Below are 15,689 nucleotides of genomic sequence, written 5' to 3' on the forward strand. Positions count from 1 at the left end.
CACTTGTTTTCCTGTCTTTTGCAACGCCGCAGAATAGACAGTTTCGCGATGCCAGCAATGATCGCTTGTGGCGCAAACCTGCGTCAGCTTCTCGAAATTGGGACTATCTTTGCGCCTTCGACGGCAGGTCCGGTCGTCGCGCTGCCACGCCCTGCGGGACGAGACAGAGAGCCGCGATGCCCGCCTCTTCGGCCGCACGCAGAAGCGCTTCCCGGAATTGTCCCGGGGCAATTTTCCCGCTGATTGCGTCGACGCAGGCTTTCACGGCAGCGACATATTCCTCGCCGTCATCGAAAGGCCAGTCGTTCATCAGGAGACGTGCCGCGTCACCCAGCGTCCATACGATCTTGCGAGACGCCGGACCCCGCAAAGCAAAACCGACCGGCGTGAATGCTGCTGATGTATTCCAGCACATTGTCCTCGACCCCTCAAGGCGGGGATACTGCAGTCCCCACCTCTAATATACGCACATTTTATGAAAGTTGGAATTGAAATTTGGTGAAGAGTACCGCTTGAGCGCGAGGCTGCCGAATGAAGAAAAAAGGCGCTCTGCGACCTATTTTCAAGCGCTGCGTCGACACGTGTTGCACCGATGGAGGCATGCGGGATTTTTTCCTTTTCGATCTCGACGCTCCGGTTCACTCACCGTAATTCCGCAGTCACCCTGAAAATGCCGCCGGCCGAAGCGTCCGAGCAGACGACGAAGGTCGAGCCCTCCTGCGCCATGAAGGCGACATTGCCGCCGGCCTCGCAGGGGGTGGCGCTCCATTGCAGGATGATGTCGCCATTGTCGGGCAGTTTTTCCGTCGCGAGCTTCGTCGCACTGGCCATCCACTCGGTTGCCGACGGCAGGTGAACGGGCGTGTTCAGCTGCTTCGACAACCAGGCAGTATAGGTCTGAGCCACGGCAAGCGGCACGTCGTCGGCCGGCTGCTGCGGATTGTCGCTGTATGCCTGCGCTGAGGCGGGATCGGAATTGGCGGTGTAATATGCCGCCATCTCGGCGCGAGTGACGGCCTTCGCCTGCATGCAGAAGGATTTTTCGACTTTGACGGCGCCATTGGCAACGCCGAGCATGCCGCCAAGCTCTTTCATCGAAGCGGTCATCAGCCGCACATTGTCGAGCGAATAGCTTCCCGCCGGCACAGTCTCGAAGGCCAGGGTCGGCGAAACCGGGCAGAAGCCGCGCGCCGACAGCGCCTCGAGATCGGCAAGGATCGGTTTGTAGGCGACCACCGCTATTTTATAGGCCTCGGCGCTATATCGGCCATCGGCCTCGCTGATCTTCGGCGCGAGTGATGCAAGCGTCGGATCGGCTGCACCGGCGCGCGTCGTGATCGAGGCGTTGAGATCGGCGACCTTTTGCTTTAGCGCCGTCGCCTCGTCCTTCGACGCCATGACGTCGGCGATGATGGCGGCAAGGAGTTTGGCGGCGTCGCCATAGCCTGATGTCGCCGCCGGCATCTGCCATTGTTCAGCCTTGGCCTTTGCCTCGGTCATCAACCCGCTCGCCTTGGCGACATCCGGACTATCGCCGGCGCCGATGCGATTGACCGTCTCGCGCTTCGCCGCCGCGTCTTTTTCGGCCGCCGTCAGCGCCGTGAGTGCCTTGGCGAGATCGTTAAAACCGGTCTTCGATGCGTCGTAGCCGTCGACGGCCGCATGCATTTGCTTGGCCGTAGCGCTGTCGGCAGCAGCCTTCATCTTGGCATCGGCGTCGGCAAAAGCCGGCGCCTTGTCGCCGCCGGCAGTCGAAGCGGCGGCTTTCGCCTTTTCGGCGTTCTCCTTTGAGATGGCGATCAGCGCATTGCCGAGATTGATCGCGGCAGACTGGTAGCCCGGAAGGGCCTTTTCGTAGTCTTCATCCTTCAGCAGGGCATCGGCAGAGGTCAGTGCCGAGGCGCCGGTGTCATAGGAGAGCTTCGCCTGGTCACTGGCCGGCCGCTCCGGCGCCTTGGCGGCGATCGCCTGCTGTTTGCGGCTTTCGGCCTCCTTCTTCCAGACGCCGACATCGGCAACGAGTTTCGGATCCGGGCGCAGCAGCTTCGGAATAGTGACGACGCCGACGCCGATGCAGATCAACAGCAGGGCTGCGATCATGGAGATTTTGACAGGCGTCCACTTTTTCGGTTTCGGCGCCTCCTGTTGCTGCTGCATGCCGCCGCGCGGATCCCACGACATCGGCTGGATGCCGGTCGTCACCCTTGTGTATTCGCCGAGCGCATCGGCGCCGGTGCGCGGCCGCTGGGCCGGGTCGCGGCTCAGCATCCGCTCGATCAGGCTTGCCAGACCCTCGGGAAAGCCGGGGATCAGCACGTCGAGGCGGGGAAAGATGTTGGAAGGATCGAGATGGATGTTCTTCCAACTCTGCTCGCGCTGGTGTTCGTCTTCCCAGACCATGACGCTATCGAAGACGCTGTTATAGGTCTGTCGCGGCAGGAAAAGCTTGTAGGCGATCATGCCCATTGCGTAGATGTCGAGAGCTGATGAGGCGGAGAAGGTGCCGCTGGCATAGATCTCCGGCGCGCCGAATTCGGGCACATAGGGCGGGATGATGTGCTCGCCGATCTTCGAGATCAGGTGCAGGTTGCCGATCCGGACCGACAGGCCGGAATAATCCTCCGAGACGTAGATGCACTGGTCCGTCAGCGCGTTGTGGGCATAACCGGCGCCGTGCAGCGTCGCCAGGCCTTCGAGGATGTGGCGGCCGATCTCGGCGGCGCGCTCGTAGGCCACCATTTCGGTTTCGTCGAGATATTGGTGCAGCGTCTTCGACGGCCGTTTCTCGACGATATAAAAATTGTCGTCTTCCGGCGACGGCGGGATGAGGTCCTCGATTTCGACGAAGCGGCGGGCGGTCAGCGATTTGGCCTCGTTGATGGAGGTCCAGACCCGCTCGAAACGCGCCTTGTCCAATTTTAACGCCACATCGGGGGCGACGATAAAGACCGCATGGTCCATCCGCTTGTCCTGGGCGGGATAGACGATGAACTCGTTCTCATAGACCGGCTCGCCGATCGTGTAGCGGGCGATCAGATCACTTCTCATGCACGTGTCCCCCTGCAATCATTGGCATTTCTATTCGCCGGCCATGCTCTGACTCTTTCATGCAGAACAGGATTCAGATTTCAGGCCAATCGGCCTTCAATCATCCTGTTCCAGAAGCGGATCGCCGATCAGGCCGGCGGCCAGCAGCAGGCCGCTTTTCGTATCGCGAAGTGCGAAGGCAAAACGGGCATCGGCGACGACGCGAACGAGCTTGGGATCGATGCTGCGTTCTGTGATCGCTGCCGTGGCTGCCGCCGCCTCCGTGCCGTTTTCGTCAACCTTGATCATCGTCTTCTGAAGAACGCGCGACAAGCGAATGTTTTCCTTGGTGAAACCCGGGAAGGTGGCATGCTTGGCCTTTTCGGGCGTCAGTCCCATCGCATTCAGTATCGGCATCAAATCACGCCCGTCGTTCAGGGAAAAGCGGGGCAGGAAGATTTCACCCTTGGCCGCTTCGAATTTTTCGCCCTGCAGCCAGGAGGTAAGCGCCTTCAGGTCGGCGCCGGCGACACCTTTGCCGGAGCGCGCCGCCACCACGACCATGCTGTAGCTTTCGCCGGCATAAGCAAGGTCGACGGCGGCAAATTTATCGTCGAAGCGGAATTTCTGCCCATCGCCGGCAAGATGCATCATCGGCACCGAAATCGTCGAACCGTCCGGCCGCTGAAAGGGGCTCGCCGGGCTTTCCCGCTCGAAAGAGGTCTTCCAACGCGCCTTGAAGGACAGCGCGCCGAGGCTGACGAAACCGCCGCCGGGCGGCGCGTCGAGCATGACGGGAATGGCGCCGCGCGTCGTCTCTTTGACCCAGAGGTTGATGTGCTCGACCGATGCCGGTCCGTCGAGATCCTCGATCGAGGGCTTGATGCGGTGGGTGGCGAGCATCGAGAGCGCGTCGGGGACGAGCACCAGCTTATCGTCGAAGACGATCGCAACAGCCGTCGCCAAAGACGCATCCGCGGCGGCCGGCTTCTCCTGTGACATCGCGTCAAGCACCGTCTCCGGCCCCTTCACCTCGCTGCCGAAGCCGAGGCCTTTGGCGATTGCGGCCTTGCCTTCGGCGGAGGCGCCGAGGCTGGCAAGGCCGAGGGCTGCTGCAAGGCTTGCCGGCGACACCATGATATTAGCCGCACCCTCCTTTGCCAGCGTGCGGTCGATCAGCTCGGCGGCGAGCCCGGCCTGGGCGGCGAGCATCGATTTGCCGTCGCCGGAGTTGTCGGCATGGGCGGCTGAGGCGAGCGTCAGCAGGGAAGCGGCAAGACCCGCCAGCAGCGTGGATTTCGGCATGCTTCCCTCCTCTTCAGCGGATGCGATAGAATTTGGAATCGAACGACCATTTGCCTTGGCCGCCAGTCTCGTCGTCGCCGACGATCCTCAGGCTGCGGGCGAGGTCGTAGACATAGTTGAAGGCGGCGCGCTGGCCGACCAGCGGGGTCGGCACATCCGGCAGGTCGAGCACTTCGATCGGCTTGTCGCTGAGGATGGCGACGACCATGCCGACGCCGGAAGGTCCCTCCACCACATATTCGAAGCCGGTATAGGGATTGCGCGCATCGGGCACGACGACCGGCCGGGCCGGATCGAGCCGGTTGTCGCCGCTCTTGGCTGATGGTTTCAGCCCCATCGAGCGCTTGTTCGGGTAAAGCTGCGTCAGCTTGCCGGAGGCATCGATATCGACCAGGATCAGATAGCCGGACTTCTTGGTCGACACCCGCATCGACACCTTGTCGCCGATGCCGACCGAGGTGCCAGGCAACACGTCGACGGCAACGCCGGCCTCATTGTCGCTTTTCAGCGTGTTCTCGACGGCGGCGAGCGGGGTTTTTGCCTCCTCGCCGGTGATGACATCGCGGCCGAGCGCATCCGGCTGGCCATAAAACTGTGGGACCGGCGTGAAGCGGCAATCGTCGGCATGGGTTCGGCAATATTCGTCGGATTTGCGCCGGACATAATCAAGCAGGGCGGCATTGCTGACATTCGGCTTGTCGGCGGCGCGCGCCACGCCATCCTCAACGCCTTCGATGAAGCGGCGGGTGAAGACGCCGCCCGGCGGCTTGGCCTCGCGGTCGACGAGCGCCCATTGGCCTGAATTGACCGCCGACCAGACCATGGCGTTTTCGCCGCCGAACGAGAATTTCGCTTCCGTGCCGGACTTGTTCGGCGGTTCGAGCGCAGCCAGCGCCGGACCGAGGCAACGGACGTTGCCGCCGCTTGGCGCCGCCACCGCGCTGCGGCTGCCCGGCCCGACATGGCAGGCATCGATCAGCAGCGTGACGCGGCGGTCCTTGAGGCTGTTCAGCCGTGCGGCGATTTCGGTTTCGCGGATCTGATTGGTGACCGTTACCTTGCCGGCCTCGCGCACCAGCTTGGCGTCGGCTGCAACAAGCGTCGGGCTGGTCGTCGCCTCGGCGCCCATTTCCTCGGAACCTTGCCCACTGAAATAAAGGAAGACCCGGCTTCCAGGTGTCGACTGGCGCACCAGCCAGTCGTCGATTTCGGCAAGGATCGCCTCGCGGCTGGCCTTGCGGTTGGTCAGCGTGTGGATCTGTTCCGGGCGGTAGGCGAGCGTCTTCACGAGGAAGAGCTGCATCGACTTCACATCGCTGGCAGAACCGGTCAGTTTCGCCTCGCGCATCTCATAATCGTCGATGCCGATCAGCAGCACGCGGTCGCCGGGAGAGCTTTCGATCGCGGGCGCCTGAGCAACGGGTGTTTGGGCAGCAGGCGTCTGGACCACAGGCGGCTGGACGGCGGGTGTCTGGACTGCAGGCGGCTGGGCGGCGGGTTCGCCGGTGGGGGCGTCTGGCGTTTCGGTCGTGGCGGCAGGCGCGCTATCGCCGGCGGGAGGGGTGGTGATGGCGAGGTTGGCGAGTTTCTGGCCGGACTGTCTCAGCTTCGTCCCAGCGCCGGCGCTGGTGGTGGTCGAGGCGACCTGATCGCCGGCGGCTGAAGCTTCGACATTCGGCACATCGCCCTCGGTCTTGGCGGCGATCCAGTCGCGGAAGGCGGCGACGCGGGTATAGACGCCGTAATGTTTAGCCTCGGCGCAGCCGGCACCCCAGCTGACGATGCCGAGCTGGATCCAGCTCTTGTCGGGGCGCTGCGCAACCAGCGGGCCGCCGCTGTCGCCCTGGCAGGCATCCTTGCCGCCTTCGGCATAACCGGCGCAGACATTGCGCTCGTCGATCGGGTTCATCCGCATCGAGCTGTCGCGATAGGCGGCGCGGCAATCCTCGCGCGGAACGATCGGCAGCTCGACTTCCTGCAGCTCGGTCGGCAGGTATTTGTCGTCCCAGCCGTGATCGGCCTTGGTATAACCCCAGCCTGTGACGACAGCCATGTGACCGGCGGCCTCGACCTCGTCATCCCCCGCCGAGGCGAGGACTGCAGGCCTGGAGACGGCGGGTTCGGCAAGCTTGATCAGGGCGATGTCGTTGGCAAAGACCTTGCGGTCGAAATCCTCATGGATGACCACGTCTTCGACGGCAAGGCCGGGTTTATCCGGTCCGTCGACGGATATGACCTTGTCGATCTTCGACTTGCCCTCGACGATCAACAGGTCGCGGGCGAACAGATCCTGCTTGCCGGAGCGGCCGCTGGTGACGCAATGGGCGGCGGTCAAGATCCAGCGCGGCGCAATCAGCGAGCCGCCGCAATGGCCGCCGAAGCGACCGCGCTGTTCGGGATCGGGCGCCAGGATCTTGACCTGCCAGGGCCATTCGCCCTTCTTCGCAGCCTGGCCGCCGATGACACGGCCGCCATCCTCGCCGGCGAAATCGGTATCCTGCTGGCCCAGCGCAGGCGCAGCCAGGAGCAGCATGACGGAGGCAATAGTCAGGACCTTGCTGATCGACGCGCTCATAGCTTGGCTCCGGCGGAGGTATAGAGGACCGTAAATCCGAGGCGGGCGCCCTCGGGCAGGAATTCGCCGAGCCGCCTGGCGATGTTGCCGGCGGTGCGGCGCCTGTCGTTCTGTTTCAGGAACTCGACGAGCTCGGGCATTGGCTTTTCCGAGGTGACGGCAACCAAGAGATCGGTGCCGAACGGGGCGACGACGGAAAGATCGAGATCGAAGCTCGCCGGCATCTGCGCATCGCCATCCTTCTCGCCGGGATAGAGGAACTGCACGGTGCCATCGCCGGTGACGTCGAAGAGCACCAGCTTGCGGCCCGCTAGATCGGAAATCGCGACGCCGACACGCTCGCCCTCGCGATGGACGGTGTCGGACGGGGTGACGCGCACGGTCTGCGGATTAACCTCCGACAGCCGCTTCAGCGTGTCGAGCGCGGCCATCCGGTCGACGACGAAAGGCATGTCGCCGGCACCGATGCCGGAGGCGACGACATCGCCGCCGGCAATCGCCTCGCGCTTTTCCGGATCGAAGACAATGTCGGCATTCGCACCCTCTGTCAGCTTGAACGGCGTGATGGCCGGTCCAATGCCCTGCAGCACCGGTGCGGCGCCGAGGGCGGCAACGCCGATCGGCGCGGGCTCGGCGGGCGGCGGAGTGCTTGATTTCGCTACTTCTGTCGTCGTTCCCGCCCCTTCGTAATGGTAGACCACCGCGCGGTCGAGATCGGTTCCCGGCGGGCTTTCGGTAAAAATGTTCTGTCGCTGATCGGTGAACTGATAGACCGACTGGCGCACATATTCGAAGAGTTCGCGGCGGCTGACGGCGCCGTCGCCGTTGCGGTCGGCCGCCCCTTCGAAGGCGCGGGCGGTGGCATAACTCAGCGCGCCGCGTTTCTGCGGAATGCCGGGAATGGATATCTCCGGCGATTTGGTGTTGTCGTCGACGGCGGCGAGGAAGGTCAGCCGTTTGAAATCGAAGCCGGTGGAAAGCGCATCCGCCGTCGTCGAGATCGGCGCGAGATCGTCCTCCTCGATCGTATAGGACGGCGCCTGGCGCCAGGTGATCGCGGCGCCGCGCGGATCGACATCGCGGGTCAGGCCGCCGGCATGGCAGGTATCGGCGATGAAGACGACATCGGCGCCCTTGGCCTCGAGGTTGCGGATCAGCACCTTGAATTCGTCGCCGAAGATGCGTTCGCGCGATCCCGGCAGCCGGGTATCGAAGCCGGCGAGCACATAGACCTCGTCGCGGCCGCTCGGCTTCGAGCCCTTGACGCGCTCCGGCTCGCTCGACCCGTGGCCGGCGATGCCGAGCACGACGAGATCGCCGGCCCCTGCCCGCTCGGTGACGGCTTCGATCGCATGGAAGATGCCCTCGCGGTCGGCCTCGCCGTTCTTCAGCAGCGTCATGTCCTCGACGCCGACCGAGCGCAGCGAAAGCGAAAGATCCTCGGCATCGGCGACGGCGCCATGCAGCGGTGGAACGTTGCGGTAGAGGTCGATGCCGATCAGCACGGCTCGGACGGCGCCGCGATCGGGCGCTTCGATCGTCCTTGCCAGGCTGTTGGTGGCCGCCAGGCTGAGGAGGGCAAATGCGGCGGCCATGGAAACGGATGCGGACATGGCCAAACTCCCCTCGCCCCGGCTATTCGCGGCGCCATTCGACGCGGCGGTTCAGCGCATCGACATCGTCTTCGGTGAGGTTTGCGGTTGCCGTCACATCCACCGGCTCGGAGGCGCCACGGCCTTCAGCGTCGATCGAAGCGTCGATGCCGTGGCTCTTGAGGAAATCGGCGACGGCTTGGGCACGGCGCTCGGACAGCTTCTGATTATAATCGTCACCGCCGCGCCGGTCGGTGTGGCCGATCAGGATGACGCGGCCGGGCTTCTGCTCCTTCAGGGCTTCGAGCAATTCCTGGGCGGCCTCGGTGCCGATCGAGGTGAAGCTCGACTTGTTGAAGTCGAAGGTGATCGGCACGGGAATGGAGACCGGCACGATGCCGCGGACATTCTCGGAATAGATGCCGCCGAGCACACCGCTGCGGTGATCCTTCTCGGCCGGCACGAAGCTGCCTTGGGGATTGTCGCTCGTCGGGTTGGCGGCAAGGATGCGGGCCTGGGCGGCACGCTGGATCAGATCGGAGATCGTGTCTGCCGGCGGCGCCTTCGGCGTGCGGGTCTCGTTCTTGATGATCTCGATCGCCTGCTGGTAATCGGCGGCGGCATCGGCGAAGCGGCGGGCGGAGAAATAGATCTCGCCGAGCGTGGCGGAGGCCTGCCAGAGCACCTGCGGGCTATCGGCGGCGACAAGCAGCGGTTCGTAATCGGTGACCGGCTGGTTGGCGGCCATCATTTCCTGGGCAGCGGCAAGCCTGAGGGCTGCAACGCGGCGCTGGGCATTCACCTGGAACTGGCCGCAATCGGCGCTGACGGCGATCGTATCGGCCTCAGTCGCGGCGGCTGTGATATCCTTGGCGGCAACGGCGGTGTTGAGCTTGTCGAGAAGCGCGGTGCAGGCAGGCGTATCGGCGTTCGCGACCTCGATCTCTTCGCCGGCCTGGCTGGGTTCGGCCGAGCGGCCGAGGTTCAGCTGCGGCATCTTGATGCTGAAACCGCCGGGAAGCTTGAACTGCGGCATCTTGAGCTGCGGCATCGGCAGTTTCGGCATCGTGGTCTGCGACGATTGGGCCGGCTGCTTATACTGCTTTGGCTGTGTGTATTGGGTCGGCCGGGTGGACGAGGTGGTGTCGGCGGGGCCGATCAATTGCAGCTCATCGGCGGCAAGCTCCTGGCCGGGCGCCAGATTGGTGACGATCTTGTATTTCTTCGGCGGCTGTTGTGCGGCCTGCTCGACCGGCTTCGGCGCCACAGGCTTTGGGGCAGCCTTCGGTTTTTCCACCACCGTTTCCGGCTTCTTGGCGACTTCCTGTTTGATCACCGGCTTCGGTTTCGGTGCAACGGGCGGCTTTGCCGCCTGTTCGACCGGTGCGGGTTTTGCTGCGGGGGCAGCTGCAACAGGTGGTGCGGCAGGGGTCGGCAGCGCCGCCGGGCTGTCGACCGTCGTCAGCATCAGCGTCTTGCTGCTGATCTTGGTGCCGAGGCTGCGGGCTTCTTCAAGGCTGCGCGAAACGGCATCCATGCCGCCGTCAACCGAGCGGAACATGCCGCTGCCGCTGCCGCCGAGATCGGCGAAGATGTTCAGCGGCTTGGAAGAATAGAAGACCTTGATCTGCTCCTGTCCCACAGGGCCGGACACCTGCAGCCGGGCGCCGCTGGCCGGATCCGGCACCTGCACGCGCTTGCCGGCCCCGACTAGGGCGTCGGTCTGATACTTGTTGGGAAAAAGCTTTACGACGGAGCCGTTCGGCGAGACGTTCAGCACCGTGACATAGCTATTCTCGGTCGATTGAATGAACAGGCCGACAACTTCGCCGATGGCGTATTTGGCCTCGGCGCGATCGAAGGTGATGCTGACAGGCCCGGTCTGTGCCGGCGCTTCGGTCAGTGTGCGTTCGTTCTGCGCCTCGACGGCGGGAACCACCGAAAAGAACGAAAGAAAGGTGGCGGCGGCCAGGATGGCTTTGCGGTTGAGCATTGGAAAACCTCCTCTTCGAACAATCTCACACTGTGTTGAAGATGAGAATAGCACCGACCGGCGAAATTGGGATGGCTTTGCCTGTCTTGCTTGAGGGAGGGTTACAAATTATTTGGAACCTGCAAGAAACCGTCCCGAAAAAGCCGTGAGCAAGACTCGGGATCGGCAATATTCGCCGTCCGATGTCGTCTTTTCCACTTCGGAATTGCGCTTAGTTCTTGGGTTTCTGTCCAGCTGATTTCAAAATCGAGATCAGGTCGCTCATGCCCTCGGGCGAGGAATTGTAGAGCCAGAGAATATCCGGATTGTCGACCGTCAATTCCTTGCCGGGCACCGAGCCCATGTCGCGCCCTGGCGAGGTCGCATCCGGCAGCTTGGTTTGACCGGGTGTCAGCCCCTTCTCGCGTTCGTGCTCGGCAATGATCGCGGTCGCCGCGGCAAAGGCCTTTCCGTCATGCTGGCGGAGTGCCGCAAGCGAAGGGTTGCGCGCCGCCAGCGCATCCTCGGCCGGGCCGGCATGGGCGAGTTCAGGCATCTGCAGCACTATGAGGAGGCCGATCGACAGGGTTATGAGCCGGAATTTCGTCATCGTCGTCACATCCGTCTTATGGGCGCCACTGCGCGCGACCAGTGCTTGGATAACTGGCATCCCGACAATAGGCAGAGGCCGGAAAGATGGCAACGGCGCTCAGTGCCAATCGATTGGGAGGGGTGAAATTGGCTGGCTAGAGGATCTTCAACTGCTGCAGGCCGAGGCGGAGATCCCGCAGCATCTCGCCGAAGATCTCCTCGATCTGTCCTGTGGACCAGACGACCATGGTGCCGTAGGGCGAGCGCTTGCGCTGCATGAAGCCGGCCGTCTCGAAATCGATCAGCGTCTTGCGGCAGGTCTCGCTCGACATCACCGCCACCAGAAAACGGGCGAGATTGGACTGGTCGATCGCGCCTGGTTTATCGGCCCAGTTCTGGATCAGCCGCGGCTTGGTGTCGGCGGTGAACATCGAGGCGAGCGCCCGATCCTGCGACAGCCCGAGCCGCTGAAGCTTGGCCGGATCGCGGGTGAGCGACACCACGTAATCATTGTGCAGATCGGCGAAGCGCTCGATATCTTCAGCCGTGTTGATGCCGAACACTTTCATCGAATAGAGGAACTCGGCCATCAGATAGGTCGGCTCGGAGCGCAGCTGCGCCAGATGTTTGTCGTCGGTGCTTTGCGAGGCCGCGCAGACGCGATCGGAGAAGCCTATCCGGGCGGCGCGCACCTGCTCCAGCAAGCTTATGTCGAGCGCCAGTTCGTCACCATTCCATTCCAGCATAAGCATTTCCCGCCGGCAAATCTTCGAGACGATGATCTTGTACTATCGCCGGCGCCGATCTCCAAATCGTTTGGAAAGCAACAGCTTGCTGACGAGGCGCATCTATCTTACCATTTCGAAGACTTGACGGTCACAGAGGGCCGAGCCGGCCTGACATCGTCCTGTTCGGGGGTCGAGGACATGCGTAGTTTTGGGTCGCATATTCTGATTGCCGCGGCACTTGCGGTCGCTTCGCCGGTTTTTGCCAAAGACCCGGTTTTAGCCAAAGACCCAGTTTTTGCCAAAGACACTGTGATGATCGAGCTTCGCAGCGGCGACGGCGGCCGCTCGGTCGGCATCATTTCCGCCAGCGAAGAAGTCGAGGCATCCGGTCCGGCGGCGATCACCGTCGGCGACGACGGCACCATCTATATTCTCGACCAGAATAACGGCCGCGTGCTCGCTGTCGACGCCGAACGCTCGCAGGCTGAGCCCGAAATCCTGCCTTTGCCGGAAAATGCGACGCCCGAAGATCTCGCCGTCGTCCACAACGAACTCTACCTCTGGTCGGACGGCGTCGTGCCGCTCGAGCGCTCCACCGAGGCCGACGGAAGGTCGCAGACGCTGCGCGCCGTCGATGGCGGCGATGCCGACGATTACACCCGTTCGGTCTTCGCCTCGATGGGCTCGGTGCCGCCGGGTCCGCTGAACAGCATAGTCGACGAGATCGGCCGCAGCACCAGCCGGCCCGAGGCCCGCCCGCCGGTCATTCAATATGTGCCGAGCCGCGGGCTTGGCGATATCGTTGCCGAGGTCTCGGCTGCAAACGACAAGGCCGAAATCCTGCTGCGGCGCAGCAGCTCGGAGGAGAATTTCCTGTCGCTGCCGCTGACCTCGGAGACAAGGATCGGCACCGTCGAACTTCTCGACATCGACACGACGGGCAGGCCCTATGCGCTGGTCGAACTGGTGCCGGCCGACCGGCCGGAGCGCACCGGCATGCTGGTGGTGCGCTTCACGCCGAACGGGGCGATGGACCGGGTCTACGACCTGCCGATCGACCCCGGTACGGTGTTTTCGAGACGCTTCGTGGCGATCGGCCCGCGCGGCGATGTGCTCTATTTAAGATCGCAGGAAAGCCGGGCGCAGGTGCTGCGGCTCGACGGCCGCGACCCTGGCGGCAAGCTTGCCGTCGCCCGGCCGGCAAAGCAGCCGAATGCCGGCAAGCCGGGCAAGGGGCCGAAGGTGGCGATCGTGCCGAAGTCTCGCAGCGACGTCATCGAGCGGGCGATCGGCTTCGAGACGCTGAACTGGCTGGTCACATCGACCGCCTATGGCAAGGATCCAGGCCCCGGCTGCATCAACATGAACCGGCTGCGCCGGCCGATCTATCTGATCGGCAAGCAGGGACAGACGGTCAAGGGCGTTCCCTATTGCTGGGGCTGCAAGACGCGGCTCGAGGATTTTATGGACGGCGTCGAGAAGGGCCAGACCGCCGGCAATGTCTGCACCAAGAGCGCGCCGCAATCCAACATCCTCGGCGTCGATTGCTCCGGCTTCGTCAGCGACGCCTGGGGCCTGAAGATGCATGTCTCGACGCGTGCCATTCCCGATATCACCAAGCGCGTCTCCGACCCCTGGTCGATGCGGCCGGGCGACGCGTTGAACAAGCCCGGCTCGCATGTGCTGCTGTTCATGCGCTTCACCGACGACCGCAAGGTTGAGGTGATGGAGGCGTCGCCAAACGCCTGCAAGGGCCGCGTCTGCCGCAACACCTATTCGCTCGGCAGCCTGTTGATGCGCGGCTACCAACCGGTGCGCTTCAAGGGGCTGGATGGGTGAAAGGCCTCATGCCGGCTGTAACAGGACGGGAAAAGCGATCGTCCCGTCGCGACCATTTGAGCGGCCACCTCCTCGATTTCTTCAGTGGCACCGAGAGAACTGCTTCAAATTCTAATTCTTGACGATGGATACAGTGCCGGCTGTTCGATTCTCATCAAGGCGGCGATCGATCGATTGATTCGTCTGCGGTTTTGCTCCCATCTGCGATTTCGGGCTTTGGGCATTTTTCGACGCGGAAATGATGTGGGTGTCCTTCCAGATCCGGTCTCTTGCGCCGCCGGTAGGCCTACCACCAGCTTTGATTCGCCAGCCCACACATTATCTTCTCCAGCTGCGCGATCTCGGTCGCGGAAACTTCGTGGGACCTGTCGGGCAGGATGTCGCAATGCAGCCGAGCGCGCGCCCGTGCCAGTGCCTCCGCCGTATGGGCGAAGGCATCGACGGGGATCCATGGATCCTTGTCGGAGCCCGTCAGATAGACCGGCAGCCTGTCGAGGTCGGCGAAGGGGCGGTCGCATGTCTGCGTGCCGACGCGGCAACCGGTCAGGGCTGCCATTGCGCCATGCCAGGGCCCGTGCTGCATGGCATATTCCAGCGCCAGGCAGGCGCCTTGGCTGAAGCCGCCGATAACGAGCGGCTTCGGATGGGCCTGGCCGTTCGACAGTCCTTGGACCAGATCCCTGATATAGCCGATGGACTGCTCCAGCTGCTTGCGGGTCCAGTCCGTCAGCACGTCGGTGGCGCGGGCGTCGTACCAGCTGTTGGCGCGCGCGCGGGGCAGAAGGTAGGCGATGCCCTTCGTCCTCAGCCTGGAAATCACCTGCTCCTGCATGTCCTCGGGCGACTGGGTTCGCCCATGGATGAAGACGCAGTGAACCAAGGCCTCCTCGGGTGGCACGCCGAGGAGGAGCGGTGCGTCGTGGTGCGACATCGGCATTGGCTCAAAAATTCGCCGGTTCTAGTCCGGCGATCAGTTCCTGCTTGCGGCCTTCGAACCACGGCGGGAAAACCAGCGTGGTGCCGATCTGGTCGGCGGGTTCGTCGAGTGCCCAGCCACCCTCGACGGACCATGCGATTTCGAACAGCGCGCCGCCCGGCGAACGGACATAGCAAGACTTGAAATAATTGCGGTCCTTCTGGTCCGACACGTCGGTGAAGCCCAGGCCTTCGATATGCGCCTTGAGCTTGAGCTGGTTTTCCTCGTTGCCGGTGTTGAGTGCGAGATGGTGGATCGTTCCACCCGCCAGCGTCCAAGTGCCCTGGGGGCCGTTCGACTCGTGCAGCACTTCGACCATGCTGGTCGGTCCGCCGGGATTCGGCACCGAGAACATCAGGCCTTCGTCGCTGTCTGCTTCCTTCGTCATCGACATTCCGACGCCGAGGAAGTCATCCATCGCGGTGCGGTCGAAAACGGCGATCGCCGCGCCGTAGATGCCCTTGATGCCATGCACCGCAACAACGCCCTGTGCCTCGTTGACGATCGAGGCGCGGTTGTCCGCAGGGCTCTCGACCAGTTCGTGCGGAATGCCGCAGGGATGCTTGAAGGCAACGCGGGTGATGCCGAAGCGCGAAATCTTGGCTGCCTCGACGCCCTTGCCGTTCAGCCGGTCGATCCAGTAGCCGGCGGAGCCGACGGGAATGGCCATCTGGATGATCTTGGACTGATTGGTGCCACGCCGGCCGAAAACACCGGGTTTCCGGAACGGGAAGGTGGTGATGATGGTGGAGGCATCGCCGTTCCGAGAGCCGTAATAGAGGTGGTAGACGGGGATCGTGCCGTCAAATAGCACGGTGCGCTTGACCGAATGGAGGCCGAGCACTTTGGTGTAGAAGTCGTAATCTTCCTGCGCACCGTCGGTGCAAAGCGTCAGATGATGATATCCGCTGATAAGGGCCATGTTTTCCTCCTCCGGAAACGGTCTCCAATTCCGGACGCGGGTCCTCCCCCGCGTTCATCCGGAGCCACGGTTGCCGGCAGAGCGAGCCGCGCGTCGTGATCGTCACAACTATAGCCGATGCAATCGCCTGTTGATTGACATTATTCATAGGAGTTATAGCAA

General features: G+C 63.1%; 11 protein-coding genes. 1 reads left to right on the forward strand and 10 read right to left on the reverse strand.

The window, feature by feature from the left end:
- Positions 1–103: 103 nt before the first annotated feature.
- The 8 genes from HJB84_RS06890 to HJB84_RS06925 all read right to left on the reverse strand — a co-directional run bounded on the left by HJB84_RS06890 (position 104) and on the right by HJB84_RS06925 (position 11,808).
- Positions 104–415, reverse strand: coding sequence for a DUF982 domain-containing protein (locus HJB84_RS06890; protein WP_221115561.1), 312 nt, complete (start codon positions 413–415; stop codon positions 104–106).
- Between the two features lie 227 nt (positions 416–642).
- The gene (locus HJB84_RS06895) at positions 643–3,048 is read right to left on the reverse strand and encodes a protein kinase domain-containing protein (RefSeq protein WP_221115562.1); all 2,406 of its coding nucleotides are present in this window, start codon (positions 3,046–3,048) and stop codon (positions 643–645) included.
- 96 nt (positions 3,049–3,144) lie between these two features.
- Positions 3,145–4,332, reverse strand: a complete 1,188-nt coding sequence (locus tag HJB84_RS06900; protein WP_207585362.1) for a serpin family protein — start codon at positions 4,330–4,332, stop codon at positions 3,145–3,147.
- A 13-nt stretch (positions 4,333–4,345) separates the two neighbouring features.
- Positions 4,346–6,907, reverse strand: a complete 2,562-nt coding sequence (locus HJB84_RS06905) for a trypsin-like serine protease (protein ID WP_221115563.1) — start codon at positions 6,905–6,907, stop codon at positions 4,346–4,348.
- Positions 6,904–8,520 carry a caspase family protein gene (locus HJB84_RS06910; RefSeq protein WP_207585364.1) on the reverse strand — a complete coding sequence of 539 codons (1,617 nt, stop codon included), beginning with the start codon at positions 8,518–8,520 and terminating at the stop codon, positions 6,904–6,906. The genes HJB84_RS06905 and HJB84_RS06910 overlap by 4 nt, the downstream gene beginning before the upstream one ends.
- Positions 8,521–8,542: 22 nt before the next feature.
- Positions 8,543–10,492, reverse strand: coding sequence for a DUF4384 domain-containing protein (locus HJB84_RS06915; RefSeq protein ID WP_207585365.1), 1,950 nt, complete (start codon positions 10,490–10,492; stop codon positions 8,543–8,545).
- A 211-nt stretch (positions 10,493–10,703) separates the two neighbouring features.
- A complete protein-coding gene (locus tag HJB84_RS06920) occupies positions 10,704–11,081 on the reverse strand; it encodes a hypothetical protein (protein ID WP_207585366.1) in 378 nt (125 codons plus the stop codon).
- A 136-nt stretch (positions 11,082–11,217) separates the two neighbouring features.
- Complete coding sequence (locus tag HJB84_RS06925; protein ID WP_207585367.1) at positions 11,218–11,808, reverse strand: hypothetical protein; 591 nt, start codon at positions 11,806–11,808, stop codon at positions 11,218–11,220.
- A 180-nt stretch (positions 11,809–11,988) separates the two neighbouring features.
- Here HJB84_RS06925 and HJB84_RS06930 point away from each other — a divergent pair, with 180 nt between their 5' ends.
- Complete coding sequence (locus HJB84_RS06930) at positions 11,989–13,629, forward strand: hypothetical protein (RefSeq protein WP_207585368.1); 1,641 nt, start codon at positions 11,989–11,991, stop codon at positions 13,627–13,629.
- Positions 13,630–13,915: 286 nt separating this feature from the next.
- On the opposite strand, the gene HJB84_RS06935 is transcribed toward HJB84_RS06930, so the two are convergent.
- A complete protein-coding gene (locus HJB84_RS06935; RefSeq protein ID WP_207585369.1) occupies positions 13,916–14,560 on the reverse strand; it encodes an alpha/beta hydrolase in 645 nt (214 codons plus the stop codon).
- A gap of 10 nt (positions 14,561–14,570) precedes the next feature.
- Positions 14,571–15,527 carry a VOC family protein gene (locus HJB84_RS06940; RefSeq protein ID WP_207585370.1) on the reverse strand — a complete coding sequence of 319 codons (957 nt, stop codon included), beginning with the start codon at positions 15,525–15,527 and terminating at the stop codon, positions 14,571–14,573.
- Positions 15,528–15,689 lie beyond the last annotated feature (162 nt).

It is taken from the genome of Rhizobium sp. NZLR1b (assembly GCF_019685155.1).
Taxonomy (GTDB): Bacteria; Pseudomonadota; Alphaproteobacteria; order Rhizobiales; family Rhizobiaceae; genus Rhizobium.

Excerpts from the sequence above, each read along its gene's own strand:
- HJB84_RS06890 (WP_221115561.1), bottom strand. The coding sequence starts at position 415 with ATGTGCTGGAATACATCAGCAGCATTCACGCCGGTCGGTTTTGCTTTG.
- HJB84_RS06895 (WP_221115562.1), bottom strand. The coding sequence starts at position 3,048 with ATGAGAAGTGATCTGATCGCCCGCTACACGATCGGCGAGCCGGTCTAT.
- HJB84_RS06900 (WP_207585362.1), bottom strand. The coding sequence starts at position 4,332 with ATGCCGAAATCCACGCTGCTGGCGGGTCTTGCCGCTTCCCTGCTGACG.
- HJB84_RS06905 (WP_221115563.1), bottom strand. The coding sequence starts at position 6,907 with ATGAGCGCGTCGATCAGCAAGGTCCTGACTATTGCCTCCGTCATGCTG.
- HJB84_RS06910 (WP_207585364.1), bottom strand. The coding sequence starts at position 8,520 with ATGTCCGCATCCGTTTCCATGGCCGCCGCATTTGCCCTCCTCAGCCTG.
- HJB84_RS06915 (WP_207585365.1), bottom strand. The coding sequence starts at position 10,492 with ATGCTCAACCGCAAAGCCATCCTGGCCGCCGCCACCTTTCTTTCGTTC.
- HJB84_RS06920 (WP_207585366.1), bottom strand. The coding sequence starts at position 11,081 with ATGACGAAATTCCGGCTCATAACCCTGTCGATCGGCCTCCTCATAGTG.
- HJB84_RS06925 (WP_207585367.1), bottom strand. The coding sequence starts at position 11,808 with ATGCTGGAATGGAATGGTGACGAACTGGCGCTCGACATAAGCTTGCTG.
- HJB84_RS06930 (WP_207585368.1), top strand. The coding sequence starts at position 11,989 with ATGCGTAGTTTTGGGTCGCATATTCTGATTGCCGCGGCACTTGCGGTC.
- HJB84_RS06935 (WP_207585369.1), bottom strand. The coding sequence starts at position 14,560 with ATGTCGCACCACGACGCACCGCTCCTCCTCGGCGTGCCACCCGAGGAG.
- HJB84_RS06940 (WP_207585370.1), bottom strand. The coding sequence starts at position 15,527 with ATGGCCCTTATCAGCGGATATCATCATCTGACGCTTTGCACCGACGGT.